This is a genomic window from Flavobacterium johnsoniae, from assembly GCF_030388325.1.
GTDB lineage: Bacteria > Bacteroidota > Bacteroidia > Flavobacteriales > Flavobacteriaceae > Flavobacterium > Flavobacterium johnsoniae_C.
In genome coordinates, this window is sequence record NZ_CP103794.1 from 333674 (window position 1) to 348535 (window position 14862).

At 29.7% G+C, this 14862-nt stretch carries 15 protein-coding genes; all 15 read right to left on the reverse strand.

Annotated features, from left to right (window positions below):
* Window positions 1–87: 87 nt before the first annotated feature.
* Genes NYQ10_RS01580 through NYQ10_RS01650 form a run of 15 tightly spaced genes read right to left on the reverse strand, consistent with a single transcriptional unit; the run spans window position 88 to window position 14782 of the window.
* A complete protein-coding gene (locus NYQ10_RS01580; protein WP_289878629.1) occupies window positions 88–1215 on the reverse strand; it encodes an N-acetyl sugar amidotransferase in 1128 nt (375 codons plus the stop codon).
* Between the two features lie 18 nt (window positions 1216–1233).
* On the reverse strand, window positions 1234–1995 hold the full coding sequence (locus NYQ10_RS01585) for an AglZ/HisF2 family acetamidino modification protein (RefSeq protein ID WP_289878630.1): 762 nt from the start codon (window positions 1993–1995) through the stop codon (window positions 1234–1236).
* A complete protein-coding gene (gene hisH, locus NYQ10_RS01590) occupies window positions 1995–2627 on the reverse strand; it encodes an imidazole glycerol phosphate synthase subunit HisH (RefSeq protein ID WP_289878631.1) in 633 nt (210 codons plus the stop codon). Before hisH ends, NYQ10_RS01585 begins: the two co-directional genes overlap by 1 nt.
* An 11-nt stretch (window positions 2628–2638) precedes the next feature.
* Entirely contained in the window at window positions 2639–3883 is a 1245-nt protein-coding gene (locus NYQ10_RS01595; RefSeq protein ID WP_289878632.1) for a glycosyltransferase family 4 protein, read from the reverse strand.
* Entirely contained in the window at window positions 3883–4986 is a 1104-nt protein-coding gene (locus NYQ10_RS01600; RefSeq protein ID WP_289878633.1) for a DegT/DnrJ/EryC1/StrS family aminotransferase, read from the reverse strand. The genes NYQ10_RS01595 and NYQ10_RS01600 overlap by 1 nt, the downstream gene beginning before the upstream one ends.
* 1 nt (window position 4987) lies before the next feature.
* The gene (locus tag NYQ10_RS01605) at window positions 4988–5443 is read right to left on the reverse strand and encodes an acyltransferase (protein ID WP_289878634.1); all 456 of its coding nucleotides are present in this window, start codon (window positions 5441–5443) and stop codon (window positions 4988–4990) included.
* Entirely contained in the window at window positions 5444–5857 is a 414-nt protein-coding gene (locus NYQ10_RS01610) for a sugar 3,4-ketoisomerase (protein WP_289878635.1), read from the reverse strand.
* A 1-nt stretch (window position 5858) separates the two neighbouring features.
* Window positions 5859–6266 (reverse strand): sugar 3,4-ketoisomerase, encoded by a 408-nt coding sequence (locus tag NYQ10_RS01615; protein ID WP_289878636.1) that lies wholly within the window; start codon window positions 6264–6266, stop codon window positions 5859–5861.
* Window positions 6267–6272: 6 nt separating this feature from the next.
* Entirely contained in the window at window positions 6273–7484 is a 1212-nt protein-coding gene (locus tag NYQ10_RS01620) for a glycosyltransferase family 4 protein (RefSeq protein ID WP_289878637.1), read from the reverse strand.
* 52 nt (window positions 7485–7536) lie between these two features.
* A complete protein-coding gene (gene wecB, locus NYQ10_RS01625) occupies window positions 7537–8664 on the reverse strand; it encodes a non-hydrolyzing UDP-N-acetylglucosamine 2-epimerase (protein WP_289878638.1) in 1128 nt (375 codons plus the stop codon).
* Between the two features lie 9 nt (window positions 8665–8673).
* A complete protein-coding gene (locus tag NYQ10_RS01630; RefSeq protein WP_289878639.1) occupies window positions 8674–9531 on the reverse strand; it encodes an SDR family oxidoreductase in 858 nt (285 codons plus the stop codon).
* A gap of 6 nt (window positions 9532–9537) precedes the next feature.
* On the reverse strand, window positions 9538–10581 hold the full coding sequence (locus tag NYQ10_RS01635; RefSeq protein ID WP_289878640.1) for a polysaccharide biosynthesis protein: 1044 nt from the start codon (window positions 10579–10581) through the stop codon (window positions 9538–9540).
* A gap of 19 nt (window positions 10582–10600) precedes the next feature.
* Entirely contained in the window at window positions 10601–11899 is a 1299-nt protein-coding gene (locus NYQ10_RS01640; RefSeq protein WP_289878641.1) for a glycosyltransferase family 2 protein, read from the reverse strand.
* A gap of 46 nt (window positions 11900–11945) precedes the next feature.
* Entirely contained in the window at window positions 11946–13244 is a 1299-nt protein-coding gene (locus tag NYQ10_RS01645) for an O-antigen polymerase (protein WP_289878642.1), read from the reverse strand.
* Window positions 13241–14782, reverse strand: coding sequence for a lipopolysaccharide biosynthesis protein (locus tag NYQ10_RS01650; RefSeq protein WP_289878643.1), 1542 nt, complete (start codon window positions 14780–14782; stop codon window positions 13241–13243). Before NYQ10_RS01650 ends, NYQ10_RS01645 begins: the two co-directional genes overlap by 4 nt.
* Window positions 14783–14862: the final 80 nt, after the last annotated feature.

The following is a 14862-nucleotide window of genomic DNA, read 5'->3' on the forward strand; positions in this document are numbered from 1 at the left end:
TTAATTTAAAATGTTAATTCCCTTCTTAGCTTTTCTGATATTTAACCTTCAAATCTGTTTATAAACTTAAAAAAGATTTTCTTACTGTTAGCCAACTCGGATAATATAATTTCTAGCTATTCTAATTACACTATGAAATCGTTTCCATAAACTTTCATTGTTAGGATAATCTACATAAGTTTTATTTGGTGATTTCATAATTACATCAAATTCGTCTTCAGAAAGACCTAATTTTTTAATTACATAATCTCTATCCTGATCTAACATATCCTTAGGTGCTGGTGGCTTGCTAATTTCAGCTAAAGCTTCATCTCTAGAGATTTGTCCTGAACAAACTAATGCTGATAAATATGATTTCCTTAAATCGTAACCAAATTTAACTGGCAAATAGAAAGCATGAAAGAATCTTGTAAATATAGACTCATAGTGTTTTCCTCCATAATCTTGCCATCCAAGTTCATCAATAAGTGTTTGCTTTGCCTCAGCTTTGTTATAAGGTATATAATTTAAAATAGGCACCCATCTAATTCCTCTTACTAATAAATAATCTACATAATCTAATGTTGACAAACTTGGATAAGTTTTCATCTTAACTTTTCCAAACTGGCGATGAAGTGACTTAATTAATTTCGAATCTTTGGAACCATATAACCATGATTCCGGCATGATAGATTCTGTAACGACATTATTCCCCGCAATGATATAAGGAATTTTCATTTTAGCAGCAGTCTTAATTAAAAGTGCCCAAATTGCATGATCGGTAGGAATTTCAATATTTGAAATTGAAGATTTCAAAAATGATGTTTGAATATCTCTAAATTCTTTCCAATCTAAAACACAAGTATCGAGATCAATATCTAAGCGTTTTACAATTTGCTCAACATTTGCTACTGCTAATTCTGTATTCCATCCATTATCAAGGTGTATAGCAAAAGCTCGAAGACCATATTTCTTTTTAATTATATAAGCTACGTATGAACTATCTACACCTCCGCTTAATCCAATCAAACAATCATATCTTGAATTTTTACCTTTACGTTTTATTTCTTCAATTAATTTTTCTAGTTTTTCTTCACCACCTTTATCTGTATGCACATCATTAACAAGTACATTATCATAATTATGGCAAAAATTACAAACTCCATCGTTATCGAATGTTATTTCTTTTGCCGTTTCATCCATTATACAACGGCTACAAACTTTTACTGTATTCATTTTTTTTGATTAATATGATTATTCTTTTAATTCTTGTTCAAGTTGATCAGCAGTAATATAACTTATCAATACAGCCCTATGCACTCCTTGAAAGACAAACATTGATCCTGCTGCAACGGCAGAAACGCCTGCTTTTATAGCTTTTATAAAATCTGTAATAGTACCGGCTCCTCCCACAGAAACAACAGGTATATCGAGCATTGCAGTAACTTTTCCTATGAGATCCAAGTCATATCCCTGCATTGTTCCATCTTTATCTATATTATTAATTACTAATTCGCCAAAACCTATTTCTTGAATTAATCTAATACAGCTATCCAGACTTATATTTTGTTTCTTTTTTCCACTATTTGAATAAATTTTGTAACTCCCCCAAATATCTTTTTTAACATCTATTGATGCAACAATACTTTGACTACCGTAAATTTTTATAGCTTCTTCAATTAATTCTTTGTTCTCAAAAATAACTGAATTTAAAATTACTTTCTCTACTCCTATATTAAATAGTTGCTCGATATGTCCCATTTTTGAAATACCTCCTCCATATCCAACAGGCATAAATGCTTCCGAAACAATTTCTTTAATCTCAATGAAATTTGGAGGTGTTCCATTTCTACTAGCACCAATATCCAATAATACTAATTCGTCAACTTCTTTTTTATTAAAAATTCTAACAGCATTAATTGGATCTCCAATGTATCTGTCTTTCGAAAACTTCACTGTCTTAACTAATCCTCCATCGTTTAACAATAGAATTGGTATTATTCTTGTCCTAAGCATCAATATTTTTCTAAAAAGTTTTTAAATAGACTAACTCCAAAACGATGGCTCTTTTCTGGATGAAATTGTGCTCCTATCAGATTATCAACTTGAAAAGAAGAGACAAAATCAAATCCGTATGTAGTTTTTGTAAGTATATCAATTTCATTTTGGCATTTTACAAAATAGGAATGGACAAAATAAAATCTAGAATCATCATCTAAGCCTTCCAAAATATCTGACGGCTTATTAACATGAATCCTATTCCATCCCATATGTGGAACTTTAAGTTTGGAATCTGTTCCAAAATCAAATTTTTTAACTTCTGCGTTAATAAATGAAAGACCTGGTAATGATCCTTCTTCACTAGATTCACACATAATTTGCATCCCTAGACATATTCCTAAAAAAGGCTTTTTCTTAACCAAAGCCATTTCCTTAAGTACATCCATCAAACCCAATTCTTTGATATTCGTCATAGCTCGATCAAAATGACCAACTCCAGGTAGAATAATTTTATCTGCATCTAAAATAACATTTGGTTCTGAGCTTATGATAGCTTTTACGCCCAAATATTTTAACATATTATCAATTGATCCGATATTTCCCATACCATAATCAATGATAACAACTTTTTGATTTTTATATTCCATTAGATGATTTTCTAAATTTGGCTAATCAATTCAATATACCGTTCAGTTAGCAACTTGTAATCATAATTCTGAGAAGCGTTTCTAGCATTAACACAAATTGCATGATATTCACTCTTATCCATTTTATAAAAAGACAAGATTGCATCTGCATATTCTTTGGAATTTTTAAATTCCTTTGCTATTCCAATATTAAACTTTTTAATAGGACAATAACTCATTTCTACGTTAGCACAAATGGGTTTTCCACTTGCCATATATTGAAAGGATTTACTTTGACTGCCACCGTAACGAAGAATTGAACTAGGCTTATAATTGAGAATATTTAATGAGCTTTTACTCAAAATATAAGGAACATATTTAAGCTCCACCCATTTTTGCTTAAAAACAACGTTTTCAATTTGGTTATCTTTGCAATATTGCTCTAAGGTTAGTCTGTCTTCTCCATCACCGTAAATTAAAAATTTAATATCAGTTACATCCTTTAAATGCTGAGCAGCTTCTACTAATTGCATAACGTTGTTAGCAAGTCGAATTGATCCAATATAAACAACTTTAAAAACATGATCATTTTCTAAATCATCATCTGCTATTTTATAATTTACTTTATTATAATCAAAATCTTCTAAATCTACTCCATTATTAATATAATGCACTCTATCGATATCTATTTTACCTCCTTGATCTATATCCCATTTTCTTTCTTTGATGTAATCTTTTCCTCCTTCCATTGAGAAAATAAGCAAATTAGCTTTTTTATAGAGCCAATTTTCAGCCCAATATGCAAGTTTTACTAATGGATTTTTTTTTGATACTAATCCATAAGCTACAAAAGATTCAGGCCATAAATCAACAATATCAACAATAAATTTGGCCTTAACTTTTTTAGCAACAAAATAAGTGATGTTGCCGAAAGGAACGGCAGCTATATGAGAAATAAAATCTGGTTTTTCAAAACGTGATGTAAACCACCATAGTCTAAAATAAAATTGTAAAATACTATAAATTCTAATTAAGCCATTAGAATTGTAATTAGATGTTCGAATATGAATAAACTTTTGTCCATTTTCATATTCAGCAAATTTATAAGGAGACTTATCTTCAATTAAATTAATATTAGTATTATGCAAAAAACTTCCACTTATAATTGTTACATCATAACCGTTCAAACGCAAATATTGTGCACGCTTAAGAGTTTGAATTCTTGCCTCATACTTAGGAGGCATAGCAGCTGGATTAATTAACCATACTTTTTTCACTATAAAATCCAATTATTAATTGCGGTAATAATGGTCGTAATTTCTTCTTCTGTCATAACCGGACTAATTGGCAAACTTAGTTCCTCATTATGAATTTGTTCTGTTATAGGAAATGACATTTCATTGTACTCCTTATAACATAACTGTTTATGAGGAGGAATTGGATAATGAATTAATGTCTGCACCTCATTGGCTGTAAGATATTGCTGAAGCTCATTTCTATTTTTAGAAAAAATCGGAAATAAATGAAAGACATGACTATTCCAATCTGAAAGCGTTGGTATAACAACTAAAGAATTTTTTATTTCATTCATATACCTGCGAGCAACATGCTTTCTTGCTTCTACATCTCTATCGAGATATTTCAATTTTATATCTAGTACAGCTGCTTGAATTTCATCTAATCGACTATTCAATCCCTTGTACTTGCTTACATATTTTTCACTTGAGCCATAATTAGCTAAAGCCCTAATTGTTTTCGTTAGCTCATCATCATTAGTAGTAACGGCTCCTGCGTCTCCTAAAGCACCTAAATTTTTACCTGGATAAAAACTGTGTCCTGAGGCATCACCAATTGCTCCTGTTTTTATATTACCAAATAAACAACCATGAGCTTGGGCATTATCTTCAATAAGTTTTAAATTATGCTTCTTACATAAATTTCCAATTTTATCAGTATAACTACATCTTCCATAAAGATGCACAATCATAATCGCTTTAGTTTTATCTGAAATAACTTCTTCGATTCTATCATCATCTATCTGAAGTGTTATAGGATCTGGTTCTACAAAAACTGGAATCAAATTGTTATCGGTAATTGCAAGTACTGAAGCAATATAAGTATTTATTGGAACTACTACTTCATCACCTTCATTCATTATACCAAGTTCTATGTAAGCTCTCAGGATAAGTCTTAAAGCATCCAAACCATTTGCTACTCCAATTGTATGCTTTGTGCCTATATATTTAGAATAATTTTTTTCAAATGTACTGTTTGCTTCTCCTTGTAAATACCATCCAGAAGAAATTACTTTATTTATAGCAACTTGAATTTCATTTGAAAATTCATCATTTACTTTTTTTAGATTTAAAAATGGAATCATATTATTTTTCAATTTTTCTTATAAATTTTGCAGGACTTCCTAACCATAGTTCATTATCTGGAACATCTTTTGTAACCAAACTCCCAGCACCAATCATAGCATTTTCTCCAATTGTAACTCCTCCTAAAATTGTAGATGCAGCGCCTATTGAAGCATTTCTCTTGATCAATGTTCTTTGTAATTCAAATGGCATTTTTGCACGTGGATATTTATCATTAGTAAAAGTTACATTTGGACCAATTTGAACATTATCTTCAATAGTTATCCCATCCCAAAGATAGACTCCATTTTTAACCGTTACATTGTTTCCTATCACCACATCATTTTCTATAAAACAATGTGCACAAATATTACAATCGCTGCCAACTTTTGCATTTTTAAGTACCACGACATATTGCCAAATATTTGTACTCTCATGCACTTGTTCACTAATACATTCTGCTAATTTATGTATCATCTATTTTTTATAATTTATAAATTCTTGAAAATCTCTGATATAATCAGACTCATTATACAAATGCGAAGCTAGTACCAAACACACAGAACCTGAAGAAAAATCATCAAGTTCTCTCCAAATACCTGGTACAATTAACAAACCTACATTTGGATTATTTAAAAAGAAAGTTCTTTTAATATGTCCATCATTTAATGTAATGCTAAAACTTCCACTAGCTGCAACAATCAATTGATGTAATTCTTTATGACCATGACCACCTCTACTCTCATTTCCTGGAATATCATACAAATAATATATCCTTTCAATCGGGAACGGAACGCTTTTGTTCTCCTCTATAATAGTTATATTACCAGCTCTATTGTGGATTTTATTCAATTCAATTAAACCACAGCCATAAACAGTACTCTCTTTCATATTAAATTCCCTTTAACTTTAAAAATTGATCATAATCTCTAATATAATCATCATTAGAAAATATTGTTGAACTAGAAACCATAGCCAGCGAATTGGTTGAAAAGTTATTCATTTCTCTCCAAAGTGTTGAAGGAATGTAAAGACCATAATATGATCTATTTAAAGTAAAGGTTTTCTTTTCTTTTCCATCATCAACTATCACGTCAAAACTACCCGATAATGCAATTATGAATTCATGTTGTTCTAAAAATGCATGCCCCCCTCTTGCAAAACCTCCAGGCACATCATAAATCCAATATGTTCTTTTAATTTTAAAAGGAATATGATTGTTTGATTCCAAAAATGACAAGTTACCTCTCTGATCTTCAATTTTCGGAAGATTAATTATTTTGACGTCTTCTAAAAACATATAAAACTAATTATTAATAGTTATCTTTTCTAAATAATCTAATGCGACTTTACTATCAGTTAAAAGTGATGCTGTTTCAATGGCTTTATTTGCTACAAACATTTTATCCTCATAAGACATTTGATTTATCTTTATAAACAAGTCTCTTAATTCCTCTACATTTCTTGCCTCACAAAGAAATCCATTTTCTCCATGTTTTATAACCCCATCTATTCCTTGTCCAATCGTTCCGATAGTAATACATCCTTTGCTCATTGCTTCAACATATACTAAACCAAAAGCTTCAGGTTTACTTACCATTACAAAAACATCCTTCTCGATCATTTTCTTTTGCACTTCATCTCTAGATAATTTACCTAACATAGTAACGCATTGTCCAAGATCAAGTTCTACAATTTTCTGTGAAATCTTTTCCTTCAACATTCCTTCTCCAAGTATTTCTAAAGTGAAATTTCGATCCGGAAATGCCAAATTTACAGCTTCCAATAAAATATCAATATTTTTTAAAGGTATTAGCATTCCTACAAAACAAATTGAAATTTTATTTCCTTTAAATTTTGTTTTTGGCGTTTCTGATAAAATATAATTTTCAGGAATTCCAGATGGGCAAATAAAAACATTGTTTCTTTCCCCAAATAACCTTAAAAAATTGTTTTTCATTTCTTCAAAACGAAATCCTACATAATCTAAATTATTTAACAACTGTTTCGCACTTGAACCAAATAAATCAGAAATTACTTTTGGGTTTTCATGTAATACTAATGAGGTTCTTACATTTGGATAATATTTCTTAAGCTCAGTAATTAATGGCAATTGCGGATTTACAAAATGCGAAATAATTACATCTGGCATAAATTTTTTATTCAGATTATCATCGTGAATAATCTTAGCTTGTTTTTTTATGGTACTATTAAAAAACTTAAAATGAGGAAATATTTTAAAAATAGGCTGACTTATAACATTAATATCCTCATGAGTAAATTCAACTCTTTTATTTAATCGAACAAAAGGTATAAAATCTGTTTGGAAGATTTTCTTCAAAAGTGTCTGGAAAATTTTTGCAAAAAAATAGAAGAAACGAGGAAAAACTGATCTAAAATGGACAACACGAACCTCATGTCCTTGTTGAACCCATTCTTTTGCATAGTAATGTACAACTGGAGTATCAAAAGTACTATTGGGGTTAGGGTATTCAGATGTTAATATTAGTAATTTCATTTTTCACTTATCATTTTATTACAGAAAAAATAGAATAAAGGATTTAAAAAATCTATATTTTTTTCCATACCATTTTATTAATTATACCAGTATAACTTTGAATAAGTTTAATCACCTTAATTGATACATTTTCGTCTACATAAGCGCTAACTACACTTGATTTCTCTTCATTTTTATTCATTTCAACGGCTACATTAACAGCTTGCATAATTTGTTCAGATGTTATAGAACCAATTGTAAATACTCCTTTTTCTATTGCTTCTGGCCTTTCAGTTGAAGTTCGTATTGAAACCGCAGGAAAGCCAAAGTATGCACTTTCTTCTGGTAATGTTCCACTATCCGAAACTACGCAAAAAGCATTTTGTTGAAGTTTATTATAATCATAAAAACCCAATGGTTCATTCAAAATAACATTCTGATGAAATTTGAATCCAATTCTTTCAATATTCTTTTTTGAACGTGGGTGGCAACTGTATAATATTGGAAATTTATATTCTTCTGCCATTGCATTGATTGAATTCATAAGAGAATAAAAATTACTTTCAATATCTATATTTTCTTCTCTATGAGCAGAAAGCAAAATATATTTTCCAGCTTCTAATTTTAGGTCTTCTAATACAGAACTATCGTTAATTTCTTTAATACTATCACTAAGTATTTCTGCCATTGGTGAGCCGACTACATGAGTATATTCAGATTTTACACCAGATTCTAGAATATAACGTCTTGCATGTTCTGAGTAACATAAATTGACATCGCTAGTAACATCAACAATTCTTCGAATAACCTCTTCTGGCAAATTTTCATCCTTGCAACGATTTCCAGCTTCCATATGAAAGATTGGAATTTTAAGTCGTTTGGCAGAAATTACACTTAAACATGAATTAGTATCACCCAAAACAATAACAGCATCGGGCTTAACTTCATTAAGCAACTCATAAGACTTTGCAATTACGTTCCCCATTGTTTGTCCTAGATTTTCTCCAACAACGCCAAGATAATGATCCGGTTCTCTTAAACCTAAATCTTTAAAAAAAACTTCATTTAATGAATAATCGTAATTTTGTCCTGTATGGACTAAAATGTGGTCAAAATATTTGTCACTCTTTTTTATTATTGATGACATTTTAATTATCTCAGGACGAGTTCCAACAATCGTCATAAGTTTTAGTTTTTTCATATTGCTTAATTAAAATATGTTATAATGTGGGTACATTTCTTTATGATTTTTAATCCAATCTGCTAATTCAGCAATCATTGTTTCATAATCAGGAATTAAATAATCAAATTCAAACTTAGTACGTTTGAGAGATTTGTCTGCCAAAATTCCTTCAACGGGATTTATATCTAAAGAATCTCCTTTAAAATAACGATTGAAAAGTTTTAAAAGTTCAAATTTTGAAATAGAATGATCTGGAACAGCATTATACAATCCATAAACTTTTGCCATAGCTGCTTTTTCAATTGTTTTGGCTAATTGAAGAGTAGTTTGTCCTGTCCAAATAGATTTTGTATAACCATTAATTTCACCACTTTGTCCCATAAACCAATTCAAAAGTCCTATTCCTTTTTCATTAATATCTGGCCCAATGATTGAGTTTCTAAAAGTTATATTTTTCAAATCAGATAATTCTCCTAGAGCTTTAGATCTATCATAAAAAGTTTCACCATCACAAAAATCATTTTCAGTATAATTACCTCGTTTACCAGAAAAAACACAATCAGTACTCATATGAATTATTTGCGTTTCTTTATTTTCTGTACTTTCAGCTAAAAAATGTGGCAAGTACGAATTTAAGAATGATGAAGAAGCCTTGTCCTGCTCGGCAAATTGATTAAGCATTCCAATACAATTAACCACTACATCGAAGTTATTTTCTTGGATAATATTTTTTAACAATGCGGTATTAAATGCATCACCAACAATATTATCTACATATTTTGATTTAGTTCTTGCAAATCCAAGCACTGAATGCCCTTGTTCTTTCAAATACAAGGATATAATGTGACCTGCCATACCATTACAACCTAAAATAAAAAAATTCATATAAATTTAATTTTTATTAATAAGTTTATCTTTTATATAGTCAATTGAAAGCAATTTATCTTTTACCTGCTCAATATCTAAAAGTTTGGTATTATTACTATTGAATTCTGTCAATAAATTTCTTTCAGTATCTCCATCTACAAAATATTTAGCATAATTTAGATCGCGATTATCTGACGGCACTCTATAAAAATTTCCCATATCAACGGCATAAGCACATTCTTCATTAGTTAAAAGTGTTTCATACATTTTTTCTCCATGACGAATTCCAATATTCCTGATATTATCCTTATCATAATCAAATAACTCACATACAGCTTCTGCAAGAACTCTAATTGTACAAGCTGGTGCTTTTTGCACTAACACATCTCCTGTAACTCCATTTTCAAAAGCAAATAGCACAAGATCAATTGCTTCATCTAGCGACATAATAAAACGAGTCATAGAAGGCTCGGTCAATGTAATAGGTTGATTATTTCTAATTTGCTCAATCCATAATGGAATAACAGAACCGCGAGATGCAATTACATTTCCATATCGAGTACAGCATATCTTTATTTTTTCAGGGTTAACAGTACGTGACTTTGCAACAATCACTTTTTCCATCATTGCTTTAGAAGTTCCCATTGAGTTCACAGGATAAGCAGCTTTGTCCGTAGACAAACATATTACGGTCTCTACTTCTGCTTCTATTGCAGCAGTAAGTACATTATCTGTCCCTAAAACATTTGTTTTAACTGCTTCTAAAGGAAAAAATTCACAAGAAGGGACTTGCTTTAAAGCAGCTGCGTGAAAAATATAATTTACACCATGCATAGCATTTTTAAGACTCGCTAAATCTCTTACATCACCTATATAATATTTAATCTTATGAGCAACATCAGGCATTTTAGATTGAAATTCGTGTCGCATATCATCTTGCTTCTTTTCATCACGAGAAAAAATACGGATTTCACCAATATCTGTATGTAAAAATCGAGTTAATACTGTGTTTCCAAATGATCCTGTACCACCGGTAATTAATAGGGTTTTATTTTTAAATAATGACATATCTTGTTGAATATTTTTTTTATATTTTAGGAAGATCCTCTAACTTATATTTTTTGCTTCTTAGTAGTATTTGTCTAGTGTTCTTTAAAAGTAATAATAAAGTCTTAAAAGAAAATCTATTGTAAAAGTTGTAAACAAAATTAGTAGCAAGAGACGCATCAAAAATATTTTTGATTCCTAATTCTGTTCCTTCAAATCGAATTGAATTTGTAATTACAAATCCGTAAACATCTTCTTTTGTATAAACTTTTCGTTTTGTATTAGCTAATAATTTATTAAACAAATCAAGTAAATCGTGTTTTTTAGCAATTTCTCTTAATATATTCAATTCTCTCGCTAAAACTTCATTAGCAAATGTCCCTCCCTCAATTAATTTAAACGAAGCCCTAATTAATCCTTCATAAGAAATTGGATCAAATTTTCCTGGCCAACCTGGTAAATCTTGTGCTGTAAGCAAATAATCAGCCGTCATTAATGTAACTAAAGGCGAATAGTCTTGTGAAGCTAATTGTGGATGCATTTTTTTCTGAACATTATCCTTGAAAAATTGTTGAGCTTCTTCTTTGGATTTACTATCTGTTCTTTGATAATTTCTTCCTTGAGATTTAACAGTAGTACCACCTATCGATAAAGGTTCAGAAGTAAAAGCATAATCTTCAACTTCACCGGCTAAGACAACACCAGAAAATCCATCGGGCGTAGCGCAATAATAAAAACTATTATCACTTGTCCTTGATTTTACTCTTTCAATAAGCGATGTAGACACTACTGCCTTCATAAAAAGCATTGGACATTCATCAATTTGATACAAAAATGTTCGTGCTATCTTATTTAAAAAAATCGTTGAATTAATAAATTCTATTCCAGTATTTTTTTTTCTTTTGACATAAAATATATTTTTACCATTCTCATGATCTGGATACGTAAATCCTGCAGGAGTCCAGGTAAGTAATTCTCTTTTGGTACTAGTTAAAATTTCATACATACGCCATATACATCCTGGCGAAAGTCCATCATCTCCTCCTAAAGCCATAACATAACCGCTCCTTACTTGATTGAGAGCAAACTCAAAGTTTTCCCTCATCCCTAAATGATGATTATGTGCAAATAATTTAATACGCGAATCATTTTTCATTAATTCTCGAACAACTTCGACCGAGTTATCTTCGCTACAATCATCCGATATAATTACCTCAAAATTTGGATAATCTTGGATAGAACAAGTTCTTAGAGTATGAATTAAATATTCTGCTCTATCCTTTTGAGGTATGATAACCGTAAATAAAGGATATTCTATATTATTATTGTTATTATTCATTACGAAAAAAAAATATTAGTTATGTAGAATCTATCTGTTAAAAGAATTAAGCATTGTATTTCTTGCTTCTTCTAACAATATAAGCATGAATTAATCGAAAAAATAGGAAAGCTAAAAAATAAACAATAAGTTGTAAGTTTCCTCCAACATCCGAAAATGGATACAATTTCATTCCTCCAAGCATACAGAGACACATTGTAAAATGAAGAAGAATCAACTGATGAAAGAGAAGTTTTCCTCCCTTAACAATAGTGCTATTTAAAACAATTATTGTAAAAAAAATAAAAAATAAAGGAGCAATAATAGGGCCAAAATCTAAAGTAAAATCACCAACAAAGCCAATAAATACCTCATCATTTATTTGTAAATTAGGGTATTTAGACCTTCTTTCCCAAAAATTCTCTGGCACGTTTTCAAACCCTAGCATTCTTTTAAAAAATGGAAAAGTCCTATCTCCATATCTAATCCCTCCATTATCTAAACCATAATTATTAAAATATAAATTTTCTTGCCCTGCATAAAAAAACATAGATGATTCGGAACCAGCTTCACTTTCTCCAAATCGACTTACAGTTAATGCTACTATAGGTATAATTGTTGCTATCAACAAAATAACTCCAATGCTTCTAACTATTTTATTGATTTTGGGACTGTAAAATTTTCTTAGAGCAAAATAAGTGACAATCATTGATAGTAAAATTTCAAGAATAGGACCTCTTTGTCCCAGAGAAATATTACTCAAAATACTTATTATAGAGGATATAAATAATCCAATCATAATAAATTTATTTCTTTTCTCTAATGTTAAATAATAGAAAAATAAAAGAATACCAAAATTCCCATATGCATTAGAAATAATCGAAGAAAGGTTTGATATACTGCCATCTCCCAATGAATAACTATCAGCCATCGCATCATTATATAAATCTTGACCACCAGAAGAAACAAAAAGCAATTTAACGATATTGACCGCAAAATCAGAAATAATCGTTGGTAATTGCATCAAACAAGCAATAATGAATATTATGCAGACAAAATTCAAAAAAATAGAGGGCGGTTTTTGAATTTCACTTATCTTATTATAATTATATCTCAAAACTGGCGAAAAAGCCAACATTAACATTAAATACAAGTATATAAATGGGAATACTTGCATATCATTGAAACTATAATAAGGATTATTATATAAGAGCAATGACATGATTGCATACACTAAATATGAAAATAGTAGTATACTACCTGCGTCAAAACTCTTCTTTTTTATCTGGTATACAATAATTGTTATAATCCAAGATAAAATAAAGAAAATAATAATTACATTACTAAATATTTTCTGGATTGTCATGACAAGACCCTTTTTTTCTTGAAATAACTCACAATTTTTCTTACATCATTTTTTTCATTTCTTGATAAGCCAAACATTAGAACCAAAGCTAAAATACTTGTTAAAGATGTAAAGAAAACTATTAGCAATCTAAATAAGGTATTAAGATCACTTTTTGATATAACGTAAATAAAGAAGGAAGAAAAGAATGTGATAAAAACAGCAGGAATTAAAAATGATTTTATGTATTCTAAATAATCGAAATGATTATAAAACTTTTTAAGGCAAATAAGTCTGACGCAATGTGAAAGAATTGCAGCTCCAATCATTACAATATATGTTGAATACGCAGGAAAATTGAATTTAAACAAAACATACGTTATTGGCACACACAAGAGTGTAATAGTTTCAACAGGTATATGATATTCTTTTACTTTTCCAATAGCCTGAATAACTATTGAAATAGGATTATTTAGTGCCATTATTAAAGTATAAATTAAAATAAGGCGAGAAAACAAAATTGTTTGATAATCTGTTTTACCTAACCATATCATAAGTATTGCATTCATTTCAAAAATAAGAGGAAGAGAAACAATTAACAAACCGTAATAAATTAACTTATTGCTAAGATTGAAAATTTTATTTAAATATAAATATGATCCCTCTGCATATGATTTAATCATCTGCGGTCTAAGAGCCATTAAAAAACTAGCAGTTAATGAACTCAAAGCATAATTAAACTGAAATGATATTGCTCTTGCGGCATTAAATAATGGCCCAAAAAACACATTAATTAAAATTGTTGTCACTTGTGCCATCCCAACGCCAGCTAAAGAGCCAAACAATGACCATCCTGAAAAAGAGATTAATTCATGAAATAACTTTTTTTCTTTTTGAATTTTATATCGACACTCAGCATATTTATAATACCCTACCGTTACATAAGACATCAAAATCAGAAAAGAAATAAACAAAAGATTTGCGCCATAGACAATTAGTCTATCCTGAGGAACTATAAAAATCAAAAATGCAGCACCGAATTTTAAAAGACATTCAAAAGTACTAATAATTGTAAATATCCCCATATCTTCCCGGGCTATTACCGCTGCAGAATAAGGCACTTGTAAAAAAGTAAAAATAAAAGAAAAAATGGAAAATTGATAAATCCAATTTGCCGCATAAATTCTACTCTCAGGTATAACCAAATAATGATTGAGGAACCACAATCCTACCGTTTCCCCTATTATTATAACAATAAGAGACAGTATAAGATAAATATTTATACTCGTTGAAAAAATATCCTGTAATCGTGTTACTCTATCATCTCCAATTGTTGACGAATAGTATCTTTGTGTTGCTGTTGAAAGTACGCTAGATAAACTTATCAGCATGGTAATTACTCCGGCTACGACATCATTAATTCCATAATCAATAGCTCCTAAGGCTTTCAATACAACTCTTACAGTATATAAATTAATAATCATTACAACTATCATTCTTATATACAAAAGAATAGAGTTTTTAGCTAAACGATTACTTTTTAAATTTTCACTTTGCATCTGCTAACATTAAAAAACATTTAATCCCTAATTTTTAAGGTAAAATTTCCGAATTATAAATTAATAAAAATTAAAATATT

Excerpts from the sequence above, each read along its gene's own strand:
- NYQ10_RS01600 (WP_289878633.1), bottom strand. The coding sequence starts at position 4,986 with ATGATTCCATTTTTAAATCTAAAAAAAGTAAATGATGAATTTTCAAAT.
- NYQ10_RS01580 (WP_289878629.1), bottom strand. The coding sequence starts at position 1,215 with ATGAATACAGTAAAAGTTTGTAGCCGTTGTATAATGGATGAAACGGCA.
- NYQ10_RS01640 (WP_289878641.1), bottom strand. The coding sequence starts at position 11,899 with ATGAATAATAACAATAATAATATAGAATATCCTTTATTTACGGTTATC.
- hisH (WP_289878631.1), bottom strand. The coding sequence starts at position 2,627 with ATGGAATATAAAAATCAAAAAGTTGTTATCATTGATTATGGTATGGGA.
- NYQ10_RS01635 (WP_289878640.1), bottom strand. The coding sequence starts at position 10,581 with ATGTCATTATTTAAAAATAAAACCCTATTAATTACCGGTGGTACAGGA.
- NYQ10_RS01630 (WP_289878639.1), bottom strand. The coding sequence starts at position 9,531 with ATGAATTTTTTTATTTTAGGTTGTAATGGTATGGCAGGTCACATTATA.
- NYQ10_RS01620 (WP_289878637.1), bottom strand. The coding sequence starts at position 7,484 with ATGAAATTACTAATATTAACATCTGAATACCCTAACCCCAATAGTACT.
- NYQ10_RS01645 (WP_289878642.1), bottom strand. The coding sequence starts at position 13,244 with ATGACAATCCAGAAAATATTTAGTAATGTAATTATTATTTTCTTTATT.
- NYQ10_RS01615 (WP_289878636.1), bottom strand. The coding sequence starts at position 6,266 with ATGTTTTTAGAAGACGTCAAAATAATTAATCTTCCGAAAATTGAAGAT.
- NYQ10_RS01650 (WP_289878643.1), bottom strand. The coding sequence starts at position 14,782 with ATGCAAAGTGAAAATTTAAAAAGTAATCGTTTAGCTAAAAACTCTATT.
- NYQ10_RS01585 (WP_289878630.1), bottom strand. The coding sequence starts at position 1,995 with ATGCTTAGGACAAGAATAATACCAATTCTATTGTTAAACGATGGAGGA.
- wecB (WP_289878638.1), bottom strand. The coding sequence starts at position 8,664 with ATGAAAAAACTAAAACTTATGACGATTGTTGGAACTCGTCCTGAGATA.
- NYQ10_RS01605 (WP_289878634.1), bottom strand. The coding sequence starts at position 5,443 with ATGATACATAAATTAGCAGAATGTATTAGTGAACAAGTGCATGAGAGT.
- NYQ10_RS01610 (WP_289878635.1), bottom strand. The coding sequence starts at position 5,857 with ATGAAAGAGAGTACTGTTTATGGCTGTGGTTTAATTGAATTGAATAAA.